The 26,501-nt window shown below is 59.7% G+C and carries 26 protein-coding genes; 7 read left to right on the forward strand and 19 right to left on the reverse strand.

Going from position 1 to position 26,501, the window contains the following annotated elements:
* A partial coding sequence (locus NW841_RS02870) for a glycine--tRNA ligase subunit beta (RefSeq protein ID WP_414385260.1) occupies nucleotides 1-981 on the forward strand: 981 nt, incomplete at its 5' end.
* Between the two features lie 34 nt (nucleotides 982-1,015).
* Here the strand turns inward: NW841_RS02870 and NW841_RS02875 are convergent.
* The 11 genes from NW841_RS02875 to NW841_RS02925 form a co-directional block, all read right to left on the reverse strand.
* Nucleotides 1,016-1,939 carry a fructosamine kinase family protein gene (locus NW841_RS02875; protein WP_414365690.1) on the reverse strand — a complete coding sequence of 308 codons (924 nt, stop codon included), beginning with the start codon at nucleotides 1,937-1,939 and terminating at the stop codon, nucleotides 1,016-1,018.
* A gap of 7 nt (nucleotides 1,940-1,946) precedes the next feature.
* Entirely contained in the window at nucleotides 1,947-2,417 is a 471-nt protein-coding gene (locus NW841_RS02880) for a hypothetical protein (RefSeq protein WP_414385262.1), read from the reverse strand.
* A 94-nt stretch (nucleotides 2,418-2,511) separates the two neighbouring features.
* Entirely contained in the window at nucleotides 2,512-3,057 is a 546-nt protein-coding gene (locus NW841_RS02885; RefSeq protein WP_414371605.1) for a GTP-binding protein, read from the reverse strand.
* Nucleotides 3,058-3,122: 65 nt separating this feature from the next.
* On the reverse strand, nucleotides 3,123-3,680 hold the full coding sequence (locus NW841_RS02890; protein WP_414371607.1) for a protoglobin domain-containing protein: 558 nt from the start codon (nucleotides 3,678-3,680) through the stop codon (nucleotides 3,123-3,125).
* A 52-nt stretch (nucleotides 3,681-3,732) separates the two neighbouring features.
* The gene (locus NW841_RS02895) at nucleotides 3,733-4,101 is read right to left on the reverse strand and encodes a roadblock/LC7 domain-containing protein (RefSeq protein WP_414365145.1); all 369 of its coding nucleotides are present in this window, start codon (nucleotides 4,099-4,101) and stop codon (nucleotides 3,733-3,735) included.
* A 110-nt stretch (nucleotides 4,102-4,211) separates the two neighbouring features.
* Nucleotides 4,212-5,099: a DUF4388 domain-containing protein gene (locus NW841_RS02900; RefSeq protein WP_414385263.1), complete on the reverse strand. Its 888-nt coding sequence runs from the start codon at nucleotides 5,097-5,099 to the stop codon at nucleotides 4,212-4,214.
* 319 nt (nucleotides 5,100-5,418) lie between these two features.
* Nucleotides 5,419-6,252, reverse strand: a complete 834-nt coding sequence (locus NW841_RS02905; RefSeq protein ID WP_414385265.1) for a DUF4388 domain-containing protein — start codon at nucleotides 6,250-6,252, stop codon at nucleotides 5,419-5,421.
* A 279-nt stretch (nucleotides 6,253-6,531) separates the two neighbouring features.
* Nucleotides 6,532-8,988: a heavy metal translocating P-type ATPase gene (locus NW841_RS02910; protein WP_414385268.1), complete on the reverse strand. Its 2,457-nt coding sequence runs from the start codon at nucleotides 8,986-8,988 to the stop codon at nucleotides 6,532-6,534.
* A gap of 148 nt (nucleotides 8,989-9,136) precedes the next feature.
* Nucleotides 9,137-9,406 (reverse strand): hypothetical protein, encoded by a 270-nt coding sequence (locus NW841_RS02915; protein WP_414385270.1) that lies wholly within the window; start codon nucleotides 9,404-9,406, stop codon nucleotides 9,137-9,139.
* Between the two features lie 12 nt (nucleotides 9,407-9,418).
* Complete coding sequence (gene fabF, locus NW841_RS02920) at nucleotides 9,419-10,684, reverse strand: beta-ketoacyl-ACP synthase II (protein WP_414385272.1); 1,266 nt, start codon at nucleotides 10,682-10,684, stop codon at nucleotides 9,419-9,421.
* Nucleotides 10,685-10,777: 93 nt separating this feature from the next.
* The gene (locus NW841_RS02925; protein ID WP_011431644.1) at nucleotides 10,778-11,023 is read right to left on the reverse strand and encodes an acyl carrier protein; all 246 of its coding nucleotides are present in this window, start codon (nucleotides 11,021-11,023) and stop codon (nucleotides 10,778-10,780) included.
* A gap of 231 nt (nucleotides 11,024-11,254) precedes the next feature.
* Here NW841_RS02925 and rpsF point away from each other — a divergent pair, with 231 nt between their 5' ends.
* The 4 genes from rpsF (at nucleotide 11,255) to NW841_RS02945 (ending at nucleotide 13,477) form a co-directional block, all read left to right on the forward strand.
* Nucleotides 11,255-11,545: a 30S ribosomal protein S6 gene (gene rpsF, locus NW841_RS02930; RefSeq protein WP_414365135.1), complete on the forward strand. Its 291-nt coding sequence runs from the start codon at nucleotides 11,255-11,257 to the stop codon at nucleotides 11,543-11,545.
* Nucleotides 11,546-11,631: 86 nt separating this feature from the next.
* Nucleotides 11,632-12,030, forward strand: a complete 399-nt coding sequence (locus NW841_RS02935) for a single-stranded DNA-binding protein (RefSeq protein WP_414365133.1) — start codon at nucleotides 11,632-11,634, stop codon at nucleotides 12,028-12,030.
* A 69-nt stretch (nucleotides 12,031-12,099) separates the two neighbouring features.
* Nucleotides 12,100-12,759, forward strand: a complete 660-nt coding sequence (locus tag NW841_RS02940; RefSeq protein ID WP_414385274.1) for a M14 family zinc carboxypeptidase — start codon at nucleotides 12,100-12,102, stop codon at nucleotides 12,757-12,759.
* Nucleotides 12,760-12,946: 187 nt separating this feature from the next.
* Nucleotides 12,947-13,477 (forward strand): universal stress protein, encoded by a 531-nt coding sequence (locus tag NW841_RS02945; protein ID WP_414365129.1) that lies wholly within the window; start codon nucleotides 12,947-12,949, stop codon nucleotides 13,475-13,477.
* Here NW841_RS02945 and NW841_RS02950 read toward each other — a convergent pair.
* From NW841_RS02950 to purM, 5 genes are all read right to left on the reverse strand, one after another.
* A complete protein-coding gene (locus NW841_RS02950) occupies nucleotides 13,474-14,907 on the reverse strand; it encodes a DUF4340 domain-containing protein (RefSeq protein WP_414385277.1) in 1,434 nt (477 codons plus the stop codon). The genes NW841_RS02945 and NW841_RS02950 overlap by 4 nt on opposite strands.
* An 18-nt stretch (nucleotides 14,908-14,925) precedes the next feature.
* The gene (locus NW841_RS02955) at nucleotides 14,926-16,494 is read right to left on the reverse strand and encodes a GldG family protein (protein ID WP_414385279.1); all 1,569 of its coding nucleotides are present in this window, start codon (nucleotides 16,492-16,494) and stop codon (nucleotides 14,926-14,928) included.
* Between the two features lie 24 nt (nucleotides 16,495-16,518).
* Nucleotides 16,519-17,304: an ABC transporter permease gene (locus tag NW841_RS02960; protein WP_414385280.1), complete on the reverse strand. Its 786-nt coding sequence runs from the start codon at nucleotides 17,302-17,304 to the stop codon at nucleotides 16,519-16,521.
* Nucleotides 17,301-18,335 (reverse strand): ABC transporter ATP-binding protein, encoded by a 1,035-nt coding sequence (locus tag NW841_RS02965; RefSeq protein ID WP_414385281.1) that lies wholly within the window; start codon nucleotides 18,333-18,335, stop codon nucleotides 17,301-17,303. The genes NW841_RS02960 and NW841_RS02965 overlap by 4 nt, the downstream gene beginning before the upstream one ends.
* A gap of 204 nt (nucleotides 18,336-18,539) precedes the next feature.
* Nucleotides 18,540-19,595 (reverse strand): phosphoribosylformylglycinamidine cyclo-ligase, encoded by a 1,056-nt coding sequence (gene purM, locus NW841_RS02970; RefSeq protein ID WP_414385283.1) that lies wholly within the window; start codon nucleotides 19,593-19,595, stop codon nucleotides 18,540-18,542.
* 106 nt (nucleotides 19,596-19,701) lie between these two features.
* Here purM and NW841_RS02975 point away from each other — a divergent pair, with 106 nt between their 5' ends.
* Nucleotides 19,702-20,844, forward strand: a complete 1,143-nt coding sequence (locus tag NW841_RS02975) for a septal ring lytic transglycosylase RlpA family protein (protein WP_414385286.1) — start codon at nucleotides 19,702-19,704, stop codon at nucleotides 20,842-20,844.
* Here the strand turns inward: NW841_RS02975 and NW841_RS02980 are convergent, their stop codons facing one another.
* The 3 genes from NW841_RS02980 to NW841_RS02990 all read right to left on the reverse strand — a co-directional run bounded on the left by NW841_RS02980 (nucleotide 20,845) and on the right by NW841_RS02990 (nucleotide 26,102).
* Entirely contained in the window at nucleotides 20,845-21,882 is a 1,038-nt protein-coding gene (locus NW841_RS02980; RefSeq protein WP_414365116.1) for a response regulator, read from the reverse strand.
* Nucleotides 21,879-24,908, reverse strand: coding sequence for a PAS domain S-box protein (locus NW841_RS02985; RefSeq protein WP_414385288.1), 3,030 nt, complete (start codon nucleotides 24,906-24,908; stop codon nucleotides 21,879-21,881). The genes NW841_RS02980 and NW841_RS02985 overlap by 4 nt, the downstream gene beginning before the upstream one ends.
* A gap of 195 nt (nucleotides 24,909-25,103) precedes the next feature.
* Nucleotides 25,104-26,102 (reverse strand): ribose-phosphate pyrophosphokinase, encoded by a 999-nt coding sequence (locus tag NW841_RS02990; RefSeq protein WP_414365113.1) that lies wholly within the window; start codon nucleotides 26,100-26,102, stop codon nucleotides 25,104-25,106.
* 131 nt (nucleotides 26,103-26,233) lie between these two features.
* Here NW841_RS02990 and NW841_RS02995 point away from each other — a divergent pair, with 131 nt between their 5' ends.
* Entirely contained in the window at nucleotides 26,234-26,377 is a 144-nt protein-coding gene (locus NW841_RS02995; RefSeq protein ID WP_414365112.1) for a hypothetical protein, read from the forward strand.
* Nucleotides 26,378-26,501: the final 124 nt, after the last annotated feature.

Genomic DNA, 26,501 nt, shown 5'->3' on the forward strand with positions numbered 1-26,501 from the left:
GATCTGGTTACCCAAATGGTGTACGAGTTCCCGGAGCTGCAGGGGATCATGGGCGCCGAGTACGCCCGCCATGACGGCGAGCCGGAAGCCGTGGCAGAGGGGATCGAGCAGCACTACTGGCCCCTGGGGGCAGGGGAGGCTCTGCCCACCTCTTTGACCGGGCGGGTGGTGGGCTGGGCAGATCGCCTGGACACCTTGGTGGGCATGTTCCACCTGGGGCAGATCCCCACGGGTTCTTCGGATCGCTTTGCCCTGCGGCGGGCTGCCAACAGCCTGGTGCTGATTGCCTGGGAGGCCGGCTGGAGGTTGGATGTCAATCAGCTCCTGCGCCAGGTGGTGCAGGAGTATGCGGCGGGAGATGAAAAGACCTTAAAAGCGTTGCAGGAGTTTCTCGCCCAGCGGCTGCAAATCCTTCTGCAGGAGGAAAAGCGAATCGACTATGACTTGGTCAGAGCCGTGGTCGGGGATCCTGAATCCGTGCAGACAGAGGATCCCCAGAAAGCGGAACTGACCTTGCGGGCTTTGAGCAACCTGCCCCTCACCCTGCTGCGGGCCGAGTACTTACAACATCTTCGAGCTACTGAAGAATTGGCGGATCTCTACCCCACCCTCAACCGCTGCGCCCGCCTGGCCGCCCAGGGAGATTTGGACTACGCCGTGCTGAATCCAGCGGCTGCCGTGGATCCCAGCCTGTTTCAGGAGGCGGCAGAACGGGAGCTGTACGAGGCCTGTCAAAGGGTTTACCGGCTGGGGGTGGAGCCAGCCTTCCAAGGAGACTTTACCCCGCTGGTGGAGGGTCTGCAGGCAGCAGCCCCTGCAGTGGATCGCTTTTTCGAGGCGGTTTTGGTCATGGATCCGGATCCCAGGCTGCGGGCCAACCGGCTAAACCTATTGGGGATATTGCGCAACCAGTCCCGCCTGCTGGGAGATATGGGGGCTGTAGTCATGGCAGGGGAAGCTGCGCCAGAAAAGAGCCGCTAGCTGCCGGCTGGCTCTTCCCTTTGCGGGAGAGGGATTATCCAAGAAAGCGCAAGCATTGCTGCAAGGCCCGCTGCACCGAGCCCAGGTAGCCCTCTCCGAACAGGTTGAGATGGTTAAGCCAGTGGTAGAGCTGGTAAAGAGGCTTGCGCCGGGAATACCCCTCATCCAGCGGATAGGCTTCTTGATAGGCCTGGTAGAACTCCGGTGGAAAGCCGCCAAAAAGCTCAGTCATCGCCAGATCCGTCTCCCGATCCCCGTAGTAGGTGGCCGGGTCGAAAATCACCGGCGAGCCATCGGGCAAGGCGCCGTAGTTGCCACCCCAGAGATCCCCATGGAGCAGAGACGGGACGGGCCGGTAGTCCCGAAAGAAAGTCTCCAGCTCCGCCATGACCCGCTCGGCTTGGGCTACCCACGCGCCGCGGTAACCCCGCTGGCAGGCCAGCTTGACCTGGTAGAGCAGTCGCTGTTCCCGGTAGAAGTCCAACCAGTTCTGCCGCCAACTGTTGATCTGCGGCGTCGAGCCGATGGTGTTATTGCGATCCCAGCCGTAGCTGCCGTTGGGGGAGAGCGTGCGGTGCAACTGGGCCAACTGGGATCCCAGTAAACTCCCCGTTTGGGGGCGGGGTGAGGTCAGCTCCAGGTATTCCAGCACCAGGTAAGCCTGCCCATCTAGGGATCCCCAGGCAATCGGCTGCGGCACTCGCACGGCGTTGGCAGCCGCTAAGGCTTGCAGGCCCGCTGCTTCTGCCGCGAACATCTCCAGCGCCCCCTCTCCCCCCCGCGCTACCTTGACAAAGTATTCCCGCCTTTCCTGGCCGGAAGAAGCCTGAAGCGCACAGGAAAGCTGGTAGGCAGCGTTGATGCTGCCCCCGCCTACAGAACGGAAGTGAAGGGGATCTAAGGGATCCCCTGTAATTTTAGAAAGGTGCTGGGCGATGGCCTGCCAAAAGTTCTGCATCAGTACCCTATTCTTCTTCCGTGGGCGTCGCCGCCTTAGAACCCAAAATAGCCCCTGCCCCGTAAGAATCGATATCAATAGCCTGGGATCCCCCCACCGCCAATAGATCCATCAGGGATCCCAGCCGCCACCAGATCAATCCTGCCGTGCTGAAGACAAGGATCCCGCCGACCAAGGCAGCCAAAGCCAAGGATAAGCCAAACACGTGCAAACAGGCAGCCACAAAGCCAAAGGCAAACCCACAGCAGAGACTGTAGGTGAGGATCACCCCTGGCGTGCGGTAGGGAATCTGGCCTTGGCGCTCTCGGTTCCGCTGCCAAAGGGCTACCTGGTACTCCAACTTGTCTTTAAAGATGAGGCCGAAAATAACAGCAAAGAAGCTAAACAGGGCAATGGCTGAGTAGATAGGGGGGTTGACAAAGCTACGGGAAAACTCTCCGCTGACGTAGAGGGACTCCATGAGGCTTACCTGATCCAAGTCCCCCTTAGCTTAACATTCCTTAGCATCTTCTGCTTCCGAGGCAGTACCTACAAGAAGCCGGAAGAGGCTGAGCCGTCTTGGCTACCTTCTCTCAGGCGACCACTTGGGGCATCAGTTGCTCAACCAATAGGAGCAGCGTATTGGCCACAGAAGCCGGCTCCTGAGCATTTAAGGTTGTGTGGGGAACCGAGCCATCTTGGTTGTTCAAGATCAGCAAAATGTCTTCTGGATCCCAGGCATTGGGGTGATCGACATGAGTGATCCCGATAACTGAGGGAGCACTTGTCCTAGCTCTCATAAAGGCTTGAATGGCCTGGGCATTGCGAAACTGGCCGGGCAGGTGGGCAGGTACCAAAAGAATATATCCGTGGGCACGCCTAATCAAAATATCCCACATAAAGCTAAAACGGGCCTGGCCGGGAGTGCCGTAGAGATGCAGCCACATCTCTTCTTCCTCTTCGCCAATTCTCAGGCGGCCAAAGTCCATGCTGACTGTTGTGCTCTTCTTAAGCTCTGCCACCTCATCGGTGGCCTTGCGATCCGTATCGACCACTTCGATCTCGCTAATGGTGCGAATAAAAGTGGACTTTCCAGCTCCCACCGGCCCGGTTACAACAATGCGGAGAATATTGTCCATAGCTCTCAGCTCCAAGCCCCCAGCGCAGGCCCACCTATCCTAACCCAATTAATTAAGATTATTAATCAAGAGGAAGCTAAGCTGTTAGCCCCGGTAGCGATCAAGCGCTTAAACAAAGCCTCGCTCATGCCTGTTTCTTGCTGTACAGCATTATAGGCCACCTCAAGATAGGCCTGCTCAATAAAGGAAAGGTCGATCATACAAACTTTGCTTAGGCTCATCCGCAGTTGTTCGGGCTTGCCCTCTTTGACCAGCCGACGACTCACCTCCTGGACAACCGTCGCCATGGCCGGCACCACGTGTTGAGGACCGATGCCAACCCGCACATGAACTAAGCCAATTTTCCAGCGGCGCTCGGCATACTGGGGGCCCCAGTTGTCCATGCCTGTGAACATTTCCTTAAACCAGTCGGCAAAAGTCTGGCCCAGCCGCTGCCGGTTATGCTTGGCAATGATGGTCGCCATCTCGGCATCGCGATCCAAATAGCCGTAAAAGGTATCCGACATTTCTGTAGCGATGCTGCTGCCCCAGTCGGCACTTTGCTGCAAAATCTTCTTATCTTCATCTGTAAATTCGGTGCGCGAGATCAAGACTTGCAGCAGCTCCAAAGGTTTGATAGCCATAGTTCCCTCAGAATCAAGTCAAAATCAAGCTCAGCTTCTCCACTTAGCCTCTCTACTTCATGGCTTCCGCAATACTTGCCGCGGCTCGCTTCATCTCCAAAAACAGCAAGCCCTGCTTTACTTCATCGCTGGCAATCGTCAGCAGTACAGCATCGGGGCCGCAACTGGTTAAAACTCCATATCCCTTTTCTCCCTGCACAAAGACCCTCTCTATGGTCCCACGACCCAACTCTTTCCCAATCCGCTCCCCCAAAGAAAGCATGGCAGCAGACATGGCCGAGGTTCTTTCCTCGTCCATGCCCATGGGCAATGTGGATGCCAATGGCAACCCATCAGGAGTAACCACAGCCGCTCCTTGAATTCCTGGCGTGCTGGAAATGTAGTTCTGGAGAATTGCCTGCAAAGAGGATAAGTTAGCCATTCTTTCTCTCCCCGCTTTCAGCCCTTTTCGTCATTTTTCCATCTGTTCTTATACCTGCTGCAAAAGATAATAACGCAGAGATCTACCCAAAGATTTCTGCTCCCAAAAAATCATCTATCACGAACTCCCCTCAGTAAAGTGGCAAGTCGCGCAACGAGGGAGGGCTTAACCTGCTCATTCCCTTCTTGGGAGGGAAGCTGCTTGGCGTTCAGCTTCTCCTTTGCGGTTTCTAGGTTGTCTGCTGCTGTTGCCGACTTGTCCAAGAAAGCCGCGAGAGAAGCAGAAGCAATAGTCGTTGGGCCATCACAGGGACTGATGAGCCCCAGCTTGGCCAGGCGGGCGCAGGCATAGCGAACTTCCAGAAGATCTGCCCCCAGCAGCCGGGCTAGGTCGGTCAGCCGGCGCGAAGGCGAAACCTGCTCCAGGATCCCCCACTCCAAGGCAGAGAGCTTGTACAGGGGCAGCTCAGTGCTGGTGCGCCAGAAATAGCTGTCCGGCTGCGGCAGGTTCTCCTCAGGAAACTGATCGAGCTTAAGCTGCTGTAGCCCTTCTAGAACCAAAGCACTGGCCCCCTTGCTTAGGCCAGTCATCTCCCGATAAGGCATGGGTGCGTTAGGTAGGAAGCTGAAGTGGCCCGCTTCCAGAGCAAACAAGCTGTAGAGCCCCACCTGCAGTTGGTGGCGGAAGAGCTTGGCCAAAGCTGCCGGCGAGATCAACCCTTGCCGCTGCAAACACCGCCCCAGCGGCTCTTCCAGTCCACAGAAAGAAGCCAGCTTTTCCACCACCCGCTCGCTGACCAGGCCCGAACGGGCCAATAAACTCTCCAAGCGATGCTCCTCTTCGGGGGGCAGAGCCGCAATTACCCGACCTTGATAAAACCAGATTTTGTAGATGCCGTTTGGGGCCCAGATGGAAAGTTGCCCTGTTTTGCCGCCTTTTTCGACGAGCTGCAACAGATCGGGCAAAGAAAATTCCTGGAGGTCTCCAACGATGGCCATAGCAATTCTTTAGCCTCCATTAGTTTCAGGGATCCTCAAAGACACTATCATTCTCATCCGGTGATTCCCAGACAACAACCGTGTAGCAACGGCAAAGCTACCTTTGCTCAAGCACTCGAGCTAGCAGCAATTCTACTGACGAACGATTTCATTGGAGAGATAGGGTCTAGGCATTGAGCTGCGTAGGATTTTGGCATCAATTCCTATCACTATTGTGTCGCTCTGATCTAGATCCGTTACAACCATTCAGCTCATCTTTACCTAAATTAACTTCGTAAAGCCGGCATGGGGAAATGCCATAAGATTTTACCCTACCGGCTTATTTTTCGCGAATGGTTTTGAGGAGGGTAGAGAGGCGGCTGACCAAAGAAGGCTTAACCGGCTCCTTCTCTTCCCGAAGGGTGGAAAGAAACTTAGAAGCCGCCGCGAGCGCAGGTTGAGGCGTAGCCGCCGAGCTGTCGCAGGGGCTGATGAGCCCCAACTTGGCCAGGCGGGCACAGGAATAGCGCACTTCCAAGAGATCTGCCTTCAGGGATTGAGCCAACTCAACCAGGTTACGAGCGGGGGAAATCTGCTCTAGGATTGCCCACTCCAGCGGCGAGAGTTTGTACAAGGGCAGCTCGGTGCTGGTGCGCCAGAAGTAGCTGTCCGGCTGGGGCAGGTTTTCTTCCGGGCGCTGCTCCAACCGAAGTTGCTGCAGCGCTTCCAGAACCACGGCGCTGGCCCCTTTGCTTAGGCCGGTCATCTCGCGGTAGGGCAGGGGCACGTTGGGCAAAAAGCTAAACTGGCCAGCTTCTAGGGCAAAGAGGCTGTAGAGCCCCACTTGCAGTTGATGGCGGAAGAGCTTGGCCAGAGCTGCCGGCGAGATCAACCCTTGCCGCTGCAGGCAAAGGCCTAGAGGCTCCTGCAAGCTGCAGAGGAAGGCCAACTCCGCCACCACCTGCTCGCTGACCAGGTTTAAGCGCACCAGCAAGCGCTCCAACCGGTGCTCTTCTTGGGGAGACAAGGCCGCCACCACTCGCCCCTGATACAGCCAAACTCGATAAATGCCAGTAGGTGCCCAAACCGACAGTTGGCCCGTTTTCTTTCCTTTTTCCATCAAATGCAACAGGTCGGCTAGGGAAAATTCCTGAAGATCTCCGAGCATTGCCATGTTTCCGCGCTCCCTCCACCTATTGGATCCCGACTTTTCAGTATTTTCTCGGTTTTTCCCTTGCTAAGCAAGTTACAAAAAAGGGCAACTCCGGGCAAGCTTAAGCTCGATTCTACACTTAGATGCTCAAAAGTTACAGCTAATTCATCTTTTCAATCAAACTTAACCAGAGTCCCCACTCTCTCGGCCTCAATGGAGCGGAAGTTGTGGCAAAAGTCCAGCAAAACTTCGGAAACAGCAACAGATAGCAGGTGGGATATTTGTAGTTTTTAATACTTTTTAACTCTGACCATCAGAGGATCCACTGAATACAAAAGTTCGCTTGAGAAGGAGCGAATTGAGGACTACACTGAGGGAGCTAAAGGCCATGAGGCCGCCTGCTAGAGCGGGGCTGAGGCCGAGGCCGAATCCGGGCAGAAGCGCGCCGGCGGCCACCGGGATCCCGACCAGGTTGTAGGCGAAGGCCCAGAGGAGGTTTTGCTGGATTTTGCGGAAGGTGGCGCGGCTAAGGCGGATGGCTTCCACAACGTCCCAGAGGCGGTTGCGCATGAGGATGATATCGGCAGTCTCTAGGGCGGCAGCGGTAGCAGAGTGCAGGGCCATGCCCACATCGGCTTGGGCCAAGGCGGGAGCGTCGTTGATGCCATCGCCCACCATGGCAACTCTCTGGCCCTGGGCCTGCAGATCTCGGATAACCTGGGCTTTATCTGCCGGCTGCACCTCGGCAATGACGCGGATCCCTGGCACCTGTAGAGCTTGGGCCACCTGCTGGGCCACCTCGGCCCGATCCCCAGTCAGTAAGACCACCTGCAGGCCCATTTTCTGGAGCTGTTGCAGGGTTGCCTGGGCATCGGGCCGCAAGGGATCCTGCACCGCCAACAGCCCCACCAGGGATCTGTTCAGGGCCACGCCCACCACCGTTTTGACGGCTTGCAGCAGCGCCTTGGCTTGGGCCTGCGCTTCAGGAGAAAGCGGGATCCCCAGGGCGGCAAGCCCCTCTAGGGAGGCCAAGAGGATCTCTTGCCCTTCCACCCGCGCCGAGGCCCCCACTCCCGGCTGGGTGTGAAACTCGTCGGCAGAAAGCAAGGCCAGTCCCCGCTCGCGGGCGGCCCCCAAAATGGCTTGGGCCAGAGGATGGCGGGTGCCGCTTTCTACTGTGGCCGCCAGTTGCAGCAGCCGAGCCGGATCCAGGGCAGGGTCGAGGGCAAGGCAATCGGTTAGGTGCGGATCCCCCTGGGTGAGGGTGCCGGTTTTGTCGAAGACAACTGTTTGCAGGCGGTGGGTTTTCTCCAGGACATCGCCGCCGCGGATGAGCAGTCCCCGCTCCGCGCCCAGTCCGGTGCCCACCAAAATGGCTACGGGTGTAGCCAATCCCAGGGCGCAGGGGCAGGCCACCACCAGCACCGAGATGGCCAGCTTAAGGCTAAGGAGCAGAGGGGTGGGATGGGGGGGGTGATCCCCTAGGTGCAGAGAGGAGTGGAGACCAACCCCCATCAGGATCTCGCTTCCCCAGAGCGGGATCCCGATCCAGTACCAGAAGGCAAAGGTGAGAAGAGCCAGTGCCACCACGCCGTAGGTGAAGTAACCGGCCACCCGGTCGGCCAGGCTCTGGATGGGGGCCTTGCGGGCTTGGGCTTCTTCCACCAGGCGGATGATCTGGGCCAGGGTGGTGTCTTTGCCGGTGCGCGTAGCCCGACACAGCAGCAATCCCGATTGGTTGACCGTCCCGGCCACGACCGGATCCCCTGGCTGTTTGAATACAGGTAGGGATTCGCCGGTGAGCATGCCCTCGTCCACCGTGGCCTGGCCGGCAATCACTTCTCCATCCACGGGGATCTGTTCGCCAGCCCGCACCTGCAGCCAATCCCCCACCTGCACTTGTTCGAGGGGGCACCACTCTCCCTCTGAGGTCAGGGATCCCGCAGTCTCTTGGGGTGGCACTCGGCGAGCCAAGCTGGGGCGCAGGCTCAGCAAGGCCTGCAAGCTGCCGGCGGCCCGCAGACGGCTCTGCTGCTCCAGGGCCCGCCCCAGCAGGATGAAGCTGAGCAGCATCACCGGCTCGTCGAAAAAGCACTCCCAGCCCACCTGCGGGGCCAACAACCCCACCAAACTAGCCAGGTAGGCGGATCCGGATCCCAGGGTGACTAGGGTGTTCATGTTGGGGGCCAGCCGCCGCGCCGCCAGCCAGCCGTCCAGGACAAGGTTGCGGGCCGGGCCGACGAAGGTCAACGTCGCCAACCCCCAGTGCAGCCAGACGTCGTTGAGGACGGGCAAGCCCAGGCGGGCGAACAGATCCAGGTGGCCGGCAGCAGAGATGAGCAGTAAAAAAGCGGCGGTGAAGGCCTGGCGAATCTGGGCTTGGGTTTGCCGCCGCTGCCGCGCGATGGGATCAGCGGGCGCATCCAAGGCATGATCCCATCCATCTGGGGAAGGAGCTCGACCTTGGGGAGAATCGGCAGCGCAGGAGCTGGGAAACCCCGCCTCTGTCAAGATGCGGGCCAGATGCTCGGGGTCAGGCCGGCTGCCAGGGGCAAATTCCACAAGGGCCGATTCGGTAACCAAATTAACGCTGGCTTTGACCACCCCCGGCTGATTGAGCAAGACTTGCTCGACAGTACGAACGCAGCCGGCACAGCTCATGCCGCCCACGTGGAGCAGCAGGGATCCCTTTTCAGGCTCTTCCTGAGAAGACGGCTGAGCTATCTGCTCGGGGAACTTCGCATCTGTAGTAGCCATCTCTAGCGGGTCAACGAAACTTTTCCCTCACCCCCCCGCCTCTCTCCTCTTGGGAGAGGGAAGCAGTTCCGCAGCCATGAGTAGTGAGCCTGGGGGTAAGGAGATCCCCCCTATCCTAGCGTTGGCATCTCAGGCCCCTACGGCCCACCTATCCCCTTTGAACCCGCCGCTCAAACTCCTCGCGGGTGGCATCCACCAGTTGCACCGCCTCTGAGTAGAGCTGCGGGTGGTTTTGCTTAAGCCAACTCAAGAGCCGCGCCAACTGGGCTGAACAGAGATCCAGATCGGCCTGAAAAATCACTGCCGCTGCCATGTGCTGGGCGTATTCGGGGGGATGGCCCTGCTGCGTCAGCTCCGCCGTCAAGGCGGCCAAAGCCTGCTGGCGAACAGAGGGGGCGGAGCCTTCCGGGATGGACATAGGCGGGATCCCTCAATCAGCAGAGTAGCGGCGCAGGGCCAAGGTCACGTTATGCCCCCCAAACCCAAAGGCGTTGACCAGGGCCACGTCAACAGCCATCTGCCGCGCCTTGTAGGGCACAAAGTCCAACCCTTCGCACTCGGGGTCGGGGTTATCCAGGTTAAGGGTGGGGGGAACCCAGCCGTGGTAGATGGCCAGGGCCGTCGCCACCGTGGCAATGCCGCCTGCCCCCCCCAAGAGGTGACCGGTCATGGACTTGGTGGCGCTGATGGCCAGGCGAGGGGCATGCTCGCCGAAAACTGCCCTGATGGCCTGCACCTCGGCAACATCTCCCACAGGCGTGCTGGTGGCATGGGCGTTGATGTGCTGCACCTCTTCAGGCCGGATCCCTGCATCTTTGAGGGCTAGCCGCATTGCGCGGGCAGCGCCTTCGCCGGCGGGGGCAGGGTTGGTGATGTGGTGGGCGTCGCAGGTAAGGCTGTAGCCGACGATCTCGGCATAGATCTTGGCGCCGCGGGCGCGGGCATGTTCCAGCTCCTCCAGCAGGAGGATCCCCGCTCCCTCCCCCATCACAAAGCCATCCCGCTCCCGGTCAAAGGGCCGGCAGGCCTGTTCGGGAGCCTCATTGCGGGTGGAAAGGGCCTTCATAGCGCTGAACCCCGCCACCGACAGGGGAGTCACTGCCGCTTCTGTGCCCCCTGTAATGGCCACCTGCACTTCCCCTCGCTGGATAAGCCGAAAGGCATCGCCAATGGCGTTGGAGCCGGAAGCACAGGCCGTCACCGTGCAGGAATTGGGCCCCTTGGCGCCAAAGTGAATGGCCACGTGGCCCGCCGCCATGTTGGCGATCATCATCGGCACCATGAAGGGGCTGCAGCGATCCGGCCCCTTTTGCAAGTAGATGGTCTGCTGCTCTTCCAAAACCCGGATGCCGCCAATGCCAGTGCCCAAGATTACCCCCACCTGCTCGGCGTTGAGATCGGTAATACGAAATTGGGCGTCCTCCAGCGCTTGTTGGGTGGCGGCCAGCGCCAGATGGACGAAGCGGTCGGTGCGCTTGACGTCCTTGCGATCCAGGTAGTCGAGGGGATCAAAGCCCTTCACCTCCCCGGCAATGCGGCACTCGTGGCGGGAGGCGTCGAAGTGGGTAATCGGCCCAATGCCAGATCGCCCTGCCAACAAGCTCTGCCAAAACTCGGCGGAAGAATTGCCAAGGGGGGTTATCGCCCCCAGCCCCGTGATCACAACGCGACGCTGGGAGTTGGGCGGGACGGACATAGGAGCGGCGGCAGGATCCATAGACAACCGTGAGTACTCTTCCTTAGCACTCCCCCTCGAGGAGGAAGGGGGAGGCCTACCCCCTCTCCCAGCTTAGGCAGCTTTCTTGGAGAGGATATAGTTGACGGCATCCTGCACGGTGGCGATGCCCTCCGCATCTTCATCGGGGATTTCCAGATCGAATTCCTCCTCAAACGCCATGACCAGCTCTACCGTATCGAGGCTGTCGGCTCCTAGGTCGTTCTGGAAATTGGCTTCCAGGGTCACTTTGTCGTCCTCTACGCCCAGTTGATCGGACACGATCTTGCGAACACGGCTGTAAACTTCATCTGCGCTCATGCTTGGAACCCCAGATATCGACTGAGAGTGTCTTGGCTAAGCCAACCGGCGGCTATCGAAGCATTCCCTATTGTATCGGACAACGGATCCCCTCTTGTGAAGAGGCCCACCCGCTTTGGTCGCTGTAGAGGGGCGGAGAATTGAGCTGTGGCCCTTTTCGGTTGTCACAAGGAGAAGCTAGGATGGTTTACTGCTTCTTTTGATTTGGATTCCCAAGGAGAACTGGCTTCCATGCCCCGCGCCTACGAGACGATGCTGATCGTGCGCCCCGACATCTCGGACGAACCCCTGCAACAACTCCTCACCGAGCAGGAGTCGCTTCTACGAGAAAACGGGGCGACCGGCCTGGAAATTACCAACAGAGGCAAGCGCCGCTTTGCTGGGTTTGAGATGAAAAAGTTTAAGGAAGGCCTGTACATCCAGTTCAACTACGAGGCCGAGCCAAGGGCAGTAGCCACCTGGGAGAAAAATCTGCGCATCAACGAGAGCATACTGCGCTACATGACTCTACGCTTGGATTAGGTTGACGGGATCGCGGTCTGGAGGCATGGTAGAAGTACTTGAGCTGCCTTCTTTTAACGCCCTGATAGCCTTTCAATAGCTTTGTCATGAACTCGATTGTCTTGATGGGGGAAGTGGCGAGCGAGCCGGAGCTGCGCTACACTCCCGACAACTTGGCCGTTACCTCGCTGGTGCTGCGCTTCCCCAGCTTGCGCCCGGAGGAGCCACCGTACCAAGTGCGGGTTGCTTCCTTTGGAGAGCTGGCCCAGCGGGTCGTAGATACTTGCCACGTCGGCGACCACATCACAGTGGAGGGCCAACTGCACATGAACGTGGTGGAGCGAGATGGGCGCAAGGAAAAGCAGGCGGAGATCACCGCCCGCCGCATCCATCAACTGGGATCCGCACAGGTTCTCTCTCTGTCGGCGACAGGTGAGTCCACAAGCTTGAAGTCGTCCGAAGGGGATGTCGCCTCTCTGCCGAACCCGGATGAGATCCCCTTCTAGGGACTGGGGATAGCCTCTCTCATCAGGTCTCAAGAATCCGCCGCTGCTCAACCCTCGGGCTCCCCGCATGTGCTTGGCTACTCTCTGCAAGGGCGCCCCATCCACCTCTGGCAGCTCACCCGCGGGATTCGCTCGTTCCTGCTAATCGGTGGGGTACATGGGGATGAGGTGGAGGGCTACGGCTTAATCGAGCGCTACCTGGCTTCTGGGAAATGGGGATCCTTGGAGAGCAAGGCTGCGCTTTGGGCGATCCCCCGTCTGAACCCGGATGGCTGTGCCCTGGGGCAACGGCTCAATGCCAACGGCGTGGATCTTAACCGCAATCTGCCCACGCAAGATTGGGTTGCGGCCTCTTTGGAAGCTCGCTATCCGCCGGGGCCAGCCCCAGGCTCCGAGCCCGAGACACAGGCGTTGTTGGCAAGTTTGGCCCAGATTCGGCCTCAGTTTATCCTTTCTGCCCACTCCTGCCAAAGCAATCCCTGCGTAAATTACAACGGCCCTGCTCTCGAGCTGGCCCAGGCGATGGCCGCTCACAATCGCCTGCCGGTAACGGACGACATTGGCTATCCCACCCCTGGCTCACTGGGCACCTGGGCGGGGCAGGAACGGCAGATCCCCACTCTGACGCTGGAACTCCGGCGGGGCACTCCCCTCGACCAAGTCTGGCAAGAGCAAGCCGAGGCGCTGCAGGCGGTGTTGGAGTGGGCGGCCCAGGACGATGCGTTCTGACCTGTGTCAAGATCTCTGAACTTTCATTGCCAACCCGACAGGTCATCCGAGATGCCCGCGGTTTTCTCGCCCAGATCTTCTACAACACAGATAGATGAGGGCAAAGAAAAGAGGAACTTGGAGTCGAAACCGAAGTCAAACCTTGTCTTTCTTTTGCCCATCTGTTAGCCATTTGGAGGAAGTCGGTATGTTCAGCAGGATTTTGGTGGCGGTGGATCGGTCGGAGCTGAGCGAAGGGGTATTTCAGCGGGCCGTCCAGGTGGCGAAGGCCATGCAGGCCAGCATGATGATCCTCCATGTCCTGTCTCAGGAAGAGCCCGGAGCTCCAGAGCCACCCATGATTCTAGGTGTAGATTACAGCTCCACCATCAGTGCTGAGCTATGGCAGTCTTATCGGGAGCAGTGCGCCATCTTCGAGCAAAACCAAATAGACTACCTGCGCTCGCTGGTGGAGAAAGCGGCTGAGCAGGGGATCCCTGCTGAGTACAACCTCCACTATGGCAACCCTGGTCGGGTTATCTGCGACTTGGCCCGCTCTTGGAATGCGGATCTAATCGTGGTGGGCCGCCGCGGCCACTCCGGCTTGAGCGAGCTGTTCCTAGGCAGCGTCAGCAATTACGTGCTCCACCGTGCTCCCTGCTCGGTGCTCACCATTCAGGGGGAAGCTTTGAGAAAGGGATCCCAACCGCAGGAGAAGCAAGCGGCTACCCCCGCTTAAGGACTTTGGGGAGAGGCGGTGGGAGGGGAGCTCTCTGGCTGGCTTTCCTCCTCAGTAGTGGTCTCCAGGAGACGCTTAACCTCCGTTTCTATGCTGTTGAAGGTGCTCAGGTCGATGACAGCAACATCCGGCTGGCGGCTGCTTTGGGCGTAGGCGCGCAGGCCGGAGGAGGTCAAGCGTAGAGTCAAGGGCTCCTGATCCGTGTCGGGCTTGGGCTCAAAGGTCAGCTTCAGATCCGGCTCGGCCAGGGCTTTTTGGGCGTCGGGATCCGTTTCCGGCACGAACTCCTTGGCGCGGGCGGCGTTGAGGCTGGAGAAGAGAGAGCTGAGATTTACAGGCTGGCCCGGTCGCTCCGGATTTTCCCAGCGCAGCTCCAGGGATCCCTTCTCCTGGGGCAGGGGGTTGAGGGTAACCCGCTCTCCTTGGGATTCCAGGGTGACTTGACCCACCTGGTTGGGGTTGAGGTGAGCAAGGCGGTGATCCCGCAGCTCCTCGAAGTCGGAGCGGAGAATGTCGGCGGTGCTGGTGAGCAGGGCGGCCACCGCCGGGTGCTCGGAGGTGATGACATAGACTTGACCGTCTTTTTCCGATCCCAAGGCCACGCTCAGGGTTTTGCCGTCTTTGAGCTCAACGCTTAGCTGAGCAGAAGGCTTCTCCAGACCATAAGGAGCCAGCTCCGCCTTGGTTTCAGCCGGGAACTCCACCGCCTGCAGGCGGGATAAGGTGTTGAGCAGGCGATCGACGTTGAGGTCATCGGCGGGCAGCTCCCTGGGCTCAACGATCTGCCAAGTATCTTCTTGCCGCTGCAAACGAACAACCTCTGGATCCGCCTCGGCCAACTGCACCTGCAGAGACTTCACTGCCGCCGTCTCGAAACGCAGCAGAGTCTTGTCCCGCAAAGCCAGCAGGGAGGGGAGCAGGGATCCCTTCTGGGCGCTGGCCAAGAGCACAACCTCTCCGCCTTCTGGCTGAGCGTAGAAGCCGGAGCCATCGAAGTTGTCGTTGCCGATGGCCAGACGGTAGGGATCCCCTTCTTTGGGGAAGAGGGCAATCTGGTGGCGCGGCTGATCCAGGCCGAAAGCCCCCAAATCCTCGGCCCCTTCCAACGTGATTTGAGGCGTGAGGCGGGAGAAGGTGTTGAGAAGTTGCTCCACCGGGAAGTCCAGCGCCGCTGACTGGATGGGCTGGCGGATGCGCCAACGGGATCCCTCTTCTCCTTCTGGGGCCCGCTCCAGCAGGATAACTTCTGGCTGGCTGTCTTTCTGTTGGCGGATCTCGATGCGGGCAATGGTGTCGGGGGCAAAGTGAAAGAGCCGCGCCCGCTCCGCCTGCTGCTGCTGCCGCAGTTGCTGGAAGTTATCGAAGAGGAAATACCCCAGCAGAGCAGCCACTGCCAAGCCCAAAAGAATCCAGGTGCTGCGCTTGAACATGCTTGTCCTCCTTCGGCCCTACCGCCTTTGCCACCAGAGCACAGCCCCTGCTCCCAACGCCACCAGCGGCAGCAGTACCGTCGATCCCAGCACCAGCCAGCGGAAGTTTTGGCCGGTCAGGGTGAGACGGCGATCGGTAATGGATTTGGGGCGGATGGAGATTTGTTCAGTTCGCTCGGTGAGCCAGTTAACCGTGTTGAGGAAAAGATCGCGGTTGCCCTGCTGCCTCAGGTTGCCGTCGAGGGCAAAGTTGACGTTGCCGATCACCACCAGGCGGGCCTCGGTCGGCGACTCCTGGGCTTCTGAGTTGTTCTGATCGCCTTTCACCTGCCGGGTCAGGGCTACGCCCAAGGTCAGGGGGCCGGGCTTGTCTTGATCCGGGTCAAATTGCACGGGGCCAGCTTCCAGGTTGGGGCTGGTCTCTCCCCAGCTCTGCGGACTGCTGCGCAGCAAGGGTGTGGCCTGGATCCCTTCGCGGGCTTGGGTTTCCACCGAACGGGCCAGCGGAAAGAGGGTCATCAGCCGCTGCTCGGCCAAGGGGGCGGTGATGGGGTGATCCCCGTAGGTGGTAACTAGGGCAACTGCCGGCCCCGTGCCCAGGAGTTGGCTGACGCTGCTCACCTCGATAAGGATGTCATCTCCCAAAACCACGCCCCACTCTTCCAGCAAGGGATCCAAGCCGGCATCCACCCGCGGCCCAATGAGCAGCAGCAGCCGTCCTCCCTTGGCCAGGTAGTCCTGCAGCTTCTCCACCTCGCCGGGGAAGAGAGCCCGCTGCGGCCCCGCCAACACCAAAACCTCTGTCTCGTCAGGGATCTCGGCCTGCACCAGGTTCAAGGGCTCCACTCGGTAGCCCTCCTGTCTCAGGGCTGCCACGGCCTGGGCCAGGGTGGGGGTGCCTTCCCGCGCTTCTAGGCCCACTTCCCCATGCCCTTGCACGAAATAGGCCAGCAGCTCCCCGCGGTTGACCACTTTAGACAAGACGGGGGTCAGTTTGCTCTCCAGCTCAGGGGCAGGGGGCTGGGGCAGTTGCTGCCGGCTTTCTCCGGCCTCCACCACCAGGGTGTTGTTTTGCGTCACCTGCAGCCGCTGAATGGTGAGGGGATCCCGATTGGGATCGACAAACGCAAACTGGAAGCGCTCGGGGTTGAGGCGGCGGTAGCGCTCCAGTTGTTCCCGCAGGTTGGGATCCGGCGCCGTGGTAACCACCCAGACTTTGACGGGTTGCGCCAATCCCTGCACCAGTTGCCGGGTTTGAGGCGACAGGGTAAACAGGCCCTCCTCGGTGAGATCCAGGCGCAGGTCGTAGCGCACCGCTACCACATTCACCAGCACCAGGATGACGGCCATCGCCGCCACCGCCACCAGGATGTTGGCGTTGGTCTGGGTGGAGCGCAGCCCCAAGAACAGGCTCACCTCCTGCCGGTGGGTGAAGCCCCAAACCACCACCAGAGCCAAGCCCGTGGCCATGAGGCTGAGGGGCACCGCCGTCCAGCCGGTGAGAGCGGATCCCACCAGCAGGCCGATGGCAATCACACCAAGGCCGACGATCCCCGCCCAATCTGCCAACGCCCGCCAGTCTTTCATCACCGCACTTCTCCCAACACAACCCTAGCTTTGCTGCCAGCGCAGGCTTTCTACCGATTGCACCGTGGCAAACAGCCCCAGCACGATAATGCTGAGGAAAAGGACGATGCTACTGCTGCTGAGGATCCCTTGCACCCAGTTGCTATATTGCTGCAGCAGAGAAACATGCCTCAGGGTAGCGGCAATCCAGTTGTTCTCCTGGCCGGCCGCCGCGTCGATCACCCAGAGCAGCAGGATTAGCCCAAAGGTAGCCACCGCCGCGATAAGGGTGCTGTCGGTCAGGGAAGAGATGAACAACCCCAAGGCCATGACGCTGCCCGCCAGCAGAGCAAGTCCCACATAGCCCATTAGGGTTAGGCGGTAGTCCACTGCCGGGGTGGCGCTGCTCAGCACCAGCACGTGGTAGACCAGCGGTGGCAACAGCAGCGTCATAAAAAACACCCAGACCGCCAGCCACTTGCCCAGGGCCACCTCCAAGTTGGTAATGGGGGAGGTGGCCAATAGCTCCATGGTGCCCCGCCGCCGCTCTTCCGCGTAGGAGCTCATGGTGAAGATAGGCAATAAAAATAAGGAAAGCGTGCCCAGCAGGTTGAGAAACTGCTGCGACAGGATGGTGGCGGCATCAAAAGGGTTCTCTTGGCCAAACTGGGCAAAGAGATCCACCTGCTGGGAGAAGTTGATCACCCGCACCAAGATGTTGACGAAGAAAAACCCCGCCAGCCCCCAGAGTACTGCCGCCACCACATAGGCAATGGGGGAGGTGAAGTAGCCGCGCAGTTCTTTGCGAAAAATGGCCACTGCTCCGTTCATGCTGCTTCCTCCAATGTGCCTGCGGATCCCTCTTGGGTGGTGAGCTGCAGGAAAATCTCTTCCAAAGAAGCCTGGGGACGACCAATCTCGTAGAGGTCGATCCCCGCCTGCACCAGGGCCCTGGCCACCTCCGGGATCCAGCCTAAGGACTCTGTCCCGTTGTCGCGAACGGCAGCAACGTTGCTTTTAAGCTGCACCTGCCAGCGAGGGGGCTCGGATCCCAGGGGCTGCAAACTCACCACCTCCACCTGGGGCAGGTTTTGCAGGGCCGCCCGAATGGCCGTTTCCTCAGGGGCGCCCACCACCAGCTTCGCCTGCTGCCGATCCTGCACCTGTGCCGTCAGCTCGGCGGGCGTGCCGATGGCCGCCACCTGGCCGCGGTTGATGATCACCACCCGGTCGCAGGTCATGCTCACCTCCGGCAGGATGTGGGTGGAGAGGATGATGGTGTGCTCTCCCGCCAGGCTCTTGATCAGGTTGCGCACCTCGATGATCTGCTTGGGATCCAGCCCAATCGTGGGCTCGTCCAGGATGATCACCGGCGGGTCGTGCACCAGGGCCTGGGCCAGGCCCACCCGCTGCTTGTACCCCTTAGAGAGCTTGCGGATCAAGGTGTGGCGCTTGTCTTCCAGACTGCAGCGGCGGATCACCTCGTCCACCCGCCTGGGCCGGTCGCCGGGGCTGACCCGCTTGATCTGGGCAACAAAGTGCAGGTAGGCCTCCACCGTCATGTCCGGGTAGAGGGGCGGGTTTTCCGGCAAATAGCCGATGCGCTGCCGCACCGCCATCGAGTTTTCGTGGACATCAAACCCGGCCACCCGCGCCGTCCCCTCGCTGGCGGGCAGATACCCGGCCAAAATGCGCATGGAGGTGGTCTTGCCGGCGCCGTTCGGCCCTAAAAACCCCATGATCTCGCCGGCGTTGACCTGGAAAGAGATATCGCGAATGGCCGTAAAGCTGCCGTAGGTTTTGCTCAGATGCTCCACTTCGATGGCAGCCGTGGTTGCAGGAGCAGTGGATAAACCTATCATCGGCGGCTCCTAACCTAGAGGGTCAGCGTGAGTTGGCCAACAGCCCAAGTCCGTAGATGCGAAAGCGCGCAGCCCTTGTTTTGAAACAGGCAGAGGTTGAGAGCAACAGAGGCGGCAGCGCTGAGGCCATCAGCAAACTTAGCACAGCGGCGGCGGGGATAAGCAAACGGCAGCGGGATCCCCTCCCCCCTTTTGGTGGGGTGCTCAGGGGGCCAGGGATCCCCACGCTTCCAACCCCAAGACTCGGCTCTCCCCAGGGCGGGCGGCCACCACCTCCCCGATGGGAAAGGCTTCGGGCAGCAGTGAGCTCACCTGATCTTCCGCCTCAGGGGGCACCACCAGCACATAGCCCACCCCCAGGTTAAAGGTGTTGAACATCTCCAAAGTCTCCACCTGGCCCTGCTCCTGCAGCCAGAGAAATTCCTGTGGGATGGGCCAACTGTGGGGCTCTAGTCGCGCCGCCTGGTCAGGAGCCAAACAGCGGGGCAAGTTTTCCGGGATGCCGCCGCCGGTGATGTGGGCCATGCCGTGGATGGGGATCCCTGCTGCTTGCAGCCGCTGCACCGCCTGCACGTAGATGCGGGTGGGGGTGAGAAACACCTCCGCCAGAGGCCGATCCCAACCAGAGGGCTGGTGATCCCAGCGCCAGCCCCGCTCGGCCACAATCCGCCGCACCAGGCTGAAGCCGTTGCTGTGCAGGCCGCTGCTGGGCAAAGCCCACAGCCGATCCCCAGCCTGCACCCGCGAGCCGTCGAGAATGTCCGCCCTCTCGACAATCCCGACACAAAATCCCGCCAGGTCGTACTTGCCGGGCGGATAAAACCCCGGCATCTCCGCCGTCTCTCCCCCCAGCAGTTGGCAGCCGGCCTCTTGGCAGCCCTCCAGAATGCCGTCAATCACCTGCCAGAGAGCTTCCGGCTCCAGCTTGCCGGTAGCCACATAGTCCAGGAAAAACAGCGGCTTGGCTCCCACCGTCAGCACATCGTTGACACACATGGCCACCAGGTCGATGCCCACTCCGTGGTGCTGCCCCCACTGCTGGGCAATCTCCAGCTTGGTGCCCACCCCATCAGTACCGGCAACCAAAACCGGCACTCGGTAGCCTGCTGGCAGCTCGAACAGGCCAGCAAACCCCCCAATGCCCCCCAAGGTTCCTGAAGAACCTGAAAACGGGACTTTAGTTCGTTCAACGCGCTCGCGAATCCCCTTGACAAAGGCGCGGCCCAGATCGATGTCAACCCCTGCTGAGCGGTAGTCCAAGATGACGAAAATCCTTGTGCTGACGGAACTTAGGCTTTTGCCCTCGACCGGGCAAGCTTGTCAATTTAGAAACCTATGGTACATTAGCTTCTGTTTTACTGTCGCATTGGATGTTGTACAGGAGTTTCGAGAGGAGCGCGGCCTCATGCGAAATTGGAAGCGGCTTGGACAGGGACTGGCTCCCGCCCGCCAAGTGGGCTTAGTCGGCTGTCTCTGTGTTACGGCTCTCAGCTTGCCGGCAGGCATGTTGGGCAGCCCAAACTCGCAGGCACAAGCCTCAACTCGCAGCGGATCCCCCAGCGCCAGAGCAACCCAGCCATCCCCCAAAGCCCACTCGCTCTCCCCGGCAACCGACCTTGTCTCCCCTTCCCAACCCAACGCTCCCCTGCCGGCCAAACTCGGCACCTTGCACTCGCAGGACTCGGAGTCTCTCCTCCTATCTCGCCAGGCGATCCCTTCGCGGCCAACAGAAGAACCCACCCTCAAGATCGGCGAACAACAGCAGCAAACCAGACAGCCCATCTCCACCCTCTACGACTACCAGATGGATGGGCGGCAGGTGGTCACCGTCTACGTTCGGGATCTACCTGTTGTCAGCTTTGTCGAGCAACCCGGGTTGGAGTCGCCGCTGCTGCGGGCCAGCACTCTGGTGGCCCGGCTCAACCAAATGGCCCAGGGATCCCTGAAGGACACGACCATTACCCTGGCTTGGGCAGAGCCCCAATCCGGGGATCCCCTCTACGCAGTTCAGGTCAACGGCGAGGAATTGCTGCGCATCGACGAGGGAGTCCTGCTGCCAGATAACCAACGCCCGGTGGATACAGCAGTTTTGGCTGCCAATCGTCTGCGCCGTCTGCTGCTGGATGCGCCCCCCATTTCGGCTCCGGCCCTACCTCAACCGGCTGCTCTCGCCGCCAAGGCCACTGTTGTAGGCCCTAAGCCAGAAACAGCCGCTCAACCAAAACCTGCCCCTGTCCGTACCGTCGGGCCTGTGCAGGAAGGGATCGCCTCCTGGTATAACCTGCACCCCACCCGCCATGAGATGACGGCTGCCCACCCCACTCTGCCCTTCGGTACCGAGGTGCGGGTCACCAACCTGAGTAACGGGCGTCAGGCCGTCGTGCGCATCAGCGATCGCGGCCCCTTCATCCCCGGTCGGATTATCGACCTCTCCCTACGGGCAGCAGAGGCCCTGGGGATGGTGCGCTCTGGGCTGGCGCCGGTGCGGGTGGAAGTGGTGCAGCGCTAGCTAAGGCACGGGCGAAAAGCGCTTGGAGTCGGGCGAGTAGCGCCAAGAAATGCCGTCGGGATCCCGGCTGCGGCTCCACTCGGGAAACCCACTCTTGAACTTCCAGTAGGTGATGGCGGAGACCACTACCCCCAACCGCTCTGCTAGCTGAGTCTGGTTGAGGGGGCGCAGTGTTACCCGCGGCACTGTAATCGCCTCCTCGGCAGCGACAGGGCTGGGCAGGGGAGCGGGATTGGCCACCGCTGGGGGGGGCTCGGAGAGGGTAGCCGTAGCTATGGCCGCCGGTTTCTCCTCTTCCAGCAGGCGACTCCGGCTGGGCTCCTGGGGCCGCAACAAGCTAAACTGACTCAACAGCCCGACATTTTCTAGGTTTAGCAAATCTTCCAGGTTAGAGGTCTGATGAATCAGTTCCAGCTCGCGGTGAAACTCTTCCTCCAGCACCCGCAGGTAGTACTGCCACTTCTGCTCCGACTCTGCCTCTTTGAGCAGGCCTAGGGCAAACTTGAGCTTCGAGAGGAGCTCACTCAGATCTTGCAAGAATTTCTTGAACAAAGTGCCCTTGACCTCTGCAAACTGCTGCAACTGCTGCAGCTTTTGTCGCAGCTCCTCCAGCCTTTTCTCCTCCAGCCTGCGGCTCTCTAGGCTCTGGCGGTGGTTGTGCAGGGCAATTTCGATGGCGGTGTAGAGCTCCCGCTCTTTGAAAGGTTTGATGATGTAGCCAAAGGGCTGCGTCTCCTTGACGCGCGAAAGAGTGTCCTCATCAGCGTAGGCCGTCAGGTGCACCACCGGAATGTTGAAGCGCTCGCCGATTCGCTTGGCGGCTTCGATGCCATCGATATCTCCCTTCAAGACGATGTCCATCAAGACCAAGTCCACCGACATTTCCTCCAGCCGTCGGATTGCTTCTTCGCCAGAGGACGCGATGGCCGGCACCGCATAGCCAAATTTTTTCAGGACGTTGGCAATATCCTTGGCGATGATCTTCTCGTCTTCGACAACCAGAATGCTGCCTTTGGCAAGCATGGGAACTTTCTTCAAGGCTGGCTCCTTGGAAAGGTGATGATGAAAGTGGTACCCGACTTGTTTCTCAATTCTATCTTGCCCTGGAGCTGATCGGTGAGGGTCGCAACCAGTTGTAAACCTAAAGATTGAGTTTCCTTGAAATCGAAGTTGCGGGGCAGGCCAATGCCGTTGTCAGAGACGCGCAACTGAGTATGAGTACGGGTTTGCTTAAAGTGGACGTCGATCTGACCACTGCGGCCTTTGGGGAAGGCGTATTTGAGGCTGTTGGTGACCAGCTCATTGATGATCAGGCCGCACAAAACTGCGTCGTCGAGGTTGAGGCGGATCCCTTCGGCGCGGATGCTGGCGCGAATGATCTCGGGGTTCACGCCGTAGGAGCGGAAGAGATTGGAGATTAAATTGTGGAGGTACTGCTTCAAATCCACAGCAGCCAGGTTGTTGGACGGGTACAGGCCCTCGTGGATCAAAGACATCGCCTGAATGCGGCTGCCGGCGTCCTTAAAAACGCGGGCATACTTGTGGCTTTTGATTTGATCCGCCTGGAGCCGCAGCAAGCTGGAGATGATCTGCAGGTTATTTTTGACACGGTGGTGGATCTCCCGCAGCAGAATCTCTTTTTCTTGCAGGGCTGCCTGGATCTGCAGCTTCGCCTGTCTTTCTTCAGTAATATCTTCGCAAATGCCAATAACGAAGAGGTTTTTGCCTTCGGGATCCCGCACTGCCGAGACCGCCAGGCGGCACCAAACCACCTTGCCGCTGCGGTGGATGTAACGTTTTTCCAGGTGGTAGCGATCCCGTTGGCCGTTCACAACTTCCTGGAAGAGTCGCCAATCTTCCTCGATATCGTCCGTGTGGGTGAGGTCGCAGAAACTCCTGCTGACCAATTCGGCAGCGCTGTAGCCAAGGATCTCTTCCAGGGCGGGGTTCACCTTGAGGTAACGGCCTTGTCGGTTGACAATGGAAATGCCCAGGGCCGACTGCTCGAAGATGCCCCGCAGGCTCAGCTCGCTTTGGCGCAGGGCCGCCTCCGCTTGCTTGCGCTCGGTGATGTCCAGGATTTGGCTGAGAAAGTAGCTGGGATCCCCCTGCGCAGTGCGCACCAGAGTGATGCGGAGAAGGGCGTAGACGATTTGCCCGTTCTTGTGGATGTAGCGCTGTTCCTGCTCGCAGTGGCGCACCTCGCCGGCCAGTAGGCGGTTGGTGCTCTCCAGGGTGGCGGCAATGTCGTCAGGATGGGTGATGTCGAGGACGGTTTTGCCTTTGAGATCTTCTAGGGTGTAGCCTAGGGTTTCGGTGAAGGCGGCGTTGATCTGAAAATAGGTACCATCCAGGTGGGTCATGGCCTTGGCAATCGGGGACCGCTCAAAGGATTGGCGGAAGCGTTCTTCGCTTTCTCTGAGGGCGATTTCTGCCTCGACACGGGCGCTGATGTCGATCACCTGGTTGAGAAACTGGGTGGGCTGGCCGGCTTCATCGGTAAGCAGGGTGGCCTGGAACAGCACATGGACAACCTGGCCGGAACGGTGGATGTAGCGAATCTGCCGCTGGCTGATGGAGACTTTGCGTGTCAAGAGGGCCTCGTTAGCCGCCAGCAGTTGGTTGACATCGTCGGGGTGGAGGATGTCCAGTTGTTGCCGACGCTGCAACTCTTCGGGGGTGTAGCCGACGATCTGGGCAAAGGCCTCGTTGACCTGGATAAATCGCCCCTGCAAATCCACCAGGGCAATGCCGTTGGGAGCCAGCTCAAAGATCTGCCGGAAATGGTTGGCGCTCTGTTGCCAGGCTTGCTCTATACGACGACGTTCGGCTTCCAGTTGCTTGGACTCGGTGATGTCTTCGACGATCCCTGCCACCCGGTAGAGTTTGCCCTCTTTGTCGAGGATGGGAAAGGTGCGTTCCCGCAGCCAGAGGATGCAGCCATCGGGGCGGCAGAGGCGAAAAACCACATCGGTGGGTTGGCCCTGAAGTTGGGCTTGAAAAATGGCGGGGAACAGCCAGCGGTCGTCAGGGTGAATGTGGCGCATCCAGGCCTGGGGATTGGCGTAGGCCTCTGCAGGGGAAAGGCCCCAAATGGCTTCACAGGCGGGGCTGACGTAAATCAGCTCTTTGCCGCAAAGCGTTGAAATCCAAAACAGTTGCTGGCTGTTCTTAGCCAGTTGCAAAAAACGATGCTCGCTCTCTCTGCGGGCTTCCTCCAGTTGCTGTTGCCGTTCTTTAAGCTGGCGGGAGGCCGTGATATCGGTAACAAACCCTTCAAAATAGAGGGGCTCCCCCTGCTCGTTGTACAGGGTGCGGGCGTTTAAAGAAATCCAGATTTTTTTGCCGTCCTTGCGGCACACCTGCTGCTCGGCGTGCACGACCTGGCCTTCCTTCAGCATGCGCTGTACGAACTCAGATCGCTGCTCCGGGTCGCCGTAGATCTGAGAGCCGATATCGGAGACGTGGCGCATCAAATCTTCTGGGGATTCGTAGCCAAAAATATGGGCCAGAGCCGGGTTGGCCACCAGATATTTCCCTTCTGGAGTCGTTTGAAAAATACCTTCGACAGCGTTCTCGAAGATCTGTTGGTAGCGGGCGGCAGTGCTGCGGCTGTGCTGCAGTTGCGCCCGAAGTTCCGCGAGGGCTTGTTGCTGCTCCTGGGCCTGGAGCAGGATGTGTCGCAGGCTGAGGGCGATGAGGTTGATCTGTCCCCGTTCGGGGAGACTCAGTGGGCGAGGGCACTCCCCCCGCAGGTGAAGTGTCGCCAGCCACCTCCCTCCCTCATCCAGCAGGGGAAAAGCTTCATGAAAGGGCCAAGATTCGGGGGGGCTGAGCGGCTCGTTGCCAGGGATCCGCTGGGGGTCGCGGTAGAGGATCCCTTTTGTAGGCGAGTCGGGATTGGATCCCGGCTGGGCCAGTTCTAGATAGACCAAGGGGACGTTCAGCAGTTGCCCCAGCAATTGCAACAGCGGGTACAGCGCTGCAGCGGACTCCGTCTTCAGTTCAGTTTGAAGGGACGGCTCTTCCCTGGCGGCGGCCTGCCCGGCAACAAAACTGTTCACAACGGATCTTGGTGACCTAGAAATGGGAGGCGACATGGGAAAAACTCGGCTGGGAAGCTAGCTCTACCCAGTCCATCACGATAGATGGGGGGCACCTGCTGAGTTGGTCTTCACAGGGCAAAAAGCAAAGGATCCCCGCTAGGTACGCCCGTTCCGCACCCACTATCTATACTTTAGCGATGCTCTGGAGAAACCTTAGTGAAACATGCTGCTGACGGAGCTGTCTTCGTGAATGCGCCAGATCGCCTCTCCCAGCACGTTCGCCACCGAGAGGACGGTCAAGCCTGGAAAATGCCGCTCTGGAGGAATGGGGATGGTGTTGGTGACGATCACCTCTTCAAACAGACCGCCCTGCAGGCGTTCGATGGCCGGATCGGAAAAGACAGGGTGGATGGCGCAGGCATAGACCGCCTTGGCTCCCGACTTGCGCAGCAGCTTCGCCCCTTCCGAGATGGTGCCTGCCGTGTCAATCATGTCATCTACGAGGATGGCAATTTTACCGCGCACATCGCCAATGAGGTTCATGACTTCCACGTCGTTGTGGGCCTGGCGGCGCTTGTCGATGATTGCCAGCGGAGCTTCCTTGAGTTTTTTGGCAAAGGCACGTGCCCGCGCTACCCCGCCCACATCGGGAGAGACGACCACAATATCTTCGTCGAGCAGGCCTTTTTCTTTGAGGTAAGCCTGCAGTACCGGCTGGGCGTAGACGTGGTCGAGGGGAATGTCGAAGTAGCCCTGGATCTGGGCCGAGTGCAGATCCATGGCCAGCACCCGGTGTGCCCCTGCCTGGGTGATCATATTGGCCACCAGCTTGGCGGTAATGGCTTCCCGTCCGGCGGTTTTGCGGTCGGCGCGGGCGTAGCCGTAGTAGGGCAAGACGGCAGTGATCTGGCGGGCCGAGGCGCGGCGGCAGGCATCGATGATCACCAGCAGCTCCATCAGGTGATCGTTGACCGGGCGGCAGGTGGGCTGCACCAGGTAGACATCGGCGCCGCGAATCGACTCCTGGATTTGGATGTACAGCTCACCATCGGCAAAGCGCTTGCGCAGCATCGGGCCCAGATCCAGGCCTAAGTAACGGGCTACTTCCTGGGCTAGGGCTGGATTGGCGCTGCCTGAGAAGATTTTAAGGCGGTTACTATCTGAGATGGGTGGCAGGGGAGAAGGGCGAAGCAGAGGAGCAGGGCGAACCACAGATCGACGCTGAACTCGTCCGTAGCCAACGCCTGACGGCGAGCTGACGCTATCCTAGCACTGGCGCTTGCAACTTTAGCAACTGTATTCTTCGGGATTTTGGGTCTCGGAGGCAGGTTAGCATAAACGGGATGAAGGTGGAGCTGCTCCACATCCACAAGCACTTTGGGGCGGTACAGGCAAACCGCGATGTGTCTTTGCGGGTGGAGGCAGTCACAATGCACGGTCTGCTGGGGGAAATGGAGCCGGCAAAAGCACCTTGGTCAAGATCCTGAGCAGCTTTCTGCGCTGCGATCTAATGCGATCTAAGGAGAGATTTGGAATGAACTACCCCACCGCGTAGGCGGGTGGGGTTTCCTCACCCGCTTGGCAGCAGAGCTTTTGTCTCTTCTTCTGCCC

This window comes from Synechococcus sp. H60.3, assembly GCF_047462295.1.
In the GTDB taxonomy this organism is placed as follows: domain Bacteria; phylum Cyanobacteriota; class Cyanobacteriia; order Thermostichales; family Thermostichaceae; genus Thermostichus.

Coding starts and splice junctions, on each gene's coding strand:
- NW841_RS02875 (WP_414365690.1), bottom strand. CDS start 1,939: ATGCAGAACTTTTGGCAGGCCATCGCCCAGCACCTTTCTAAAATTACA.
- NW841_RS02885 (WP_414371605.1), bottom strand. CDS start 3,057: ATGGACAATATTCTCCGCATTGTTGTAACCGGGCCGGTGGGAGCTGGA.
- NW841_RS02890 (WP_414371607.1), bottom strand. CDS start 3,680: ATGGCTATCAAACCTTTGGAGCTGCTGCAAGTCTTGATCTCGCGCACC.
- NW841_RS02895 (WP_414365145.1), bottom strand. CDS start 4,101: ATGGCTAACTTATCCTCTTTGCAGGCAATTCTCCAGAACTACATTTCC.
- NW841_RS02900 (WP_414385263.1), bottom strand. CDS start 5,099: ATGGCCATCGTTGGAGACCTCCAGGAATTTTCTTTGCCCGATCTGTTG.
- NW841_RS02905 (WP_414385265.1), bottom strand. CDS start 6,252: ATGGCAATGCTCGGAGATCTTCAGGAATTTTCCCTAGCCGACCTGTTG.
- NW841_RS02910 (WP_414385268.1), bottom strand. CDS start 8,988: ATGGCTACTACAGATGCGAAGTTCCCCGAGCAGATAGCTCAGCCGTCT.
- NW841_RS02915 (WP_414385270.1), bottom strand. CDS start 9,406: ATGTCCATCCCGGAAGGCTCCGCCCCCTCTGTTCGCCAGCAGGCTTTG.
- fabF (WP_414385272.1), bottom strand. CDS start 10,684: ATGTCCGTCCCGCCCAACTCCCAGCGTCGCGTTGTGATCACGGGGCTG.
- NW841_RS02925 (WP_011431644.1), bottom strand. CDS start 11,023: ATGAGCGCAGATGAAGTTTACAGCCGTGTTCGCAAGATCGTGTCCGAT.
- rpsF (WP_414365135.1), top strand. CDS start 11,255: ATGCCCCGCGCCTACGAGACGATGCTGATCGTGCGCCCCGACATCTCG.
- NW841_RS02935 (WP_414365133.1), top strand. CDS start 11,632: ATGAACTCGATTGTCTTGATGGGGGAAGTGGCGAGCGAGCCGGAGCTG.
- NW841_RS02945 (WP_414365129.1), top strand. CDS start 12,947: ATGTTCAGCAGGATTTTGGTGGCGGTGGATCGGTCGGAGCTGAGCGAA.
- NW841_RS02950 (WP_414385277.1), bottom strand. CDS start 14,907: ATGTTCAAGCGCAGCACCTGGATTCTTTTGGGCTTGGCAGTGGCTGCT.
- NW841_RS02955 (WP_414385279.1), bottom strand. CDS start 16,494: ATGAAAGACTGGCGGGCGTTGGCAGATTGGGCGGGGATCGTCGGCCTT.
- NW841_RS02960 (WP_414385280.1), bottom strand. CDS start 17,304: ATGAACGGAGCAGTGGCCATTTTTCGCAAAGAACTGCGCGGCTACTTC.
- NW841_RS02965 (WP_414385281.1), bottom strand. CDS start 18,335: ATGATAGGTTTATCCACTGCTCCTGCAACCACGGCTGCCATCGAAGTG.
- NW841_RS02995 (WP_414365112.1), top strand. CDS start 26,234: ATGAAGGTGGAGCTGCTCCACATCCACAAGCACTTTGGGGCGGTACAG.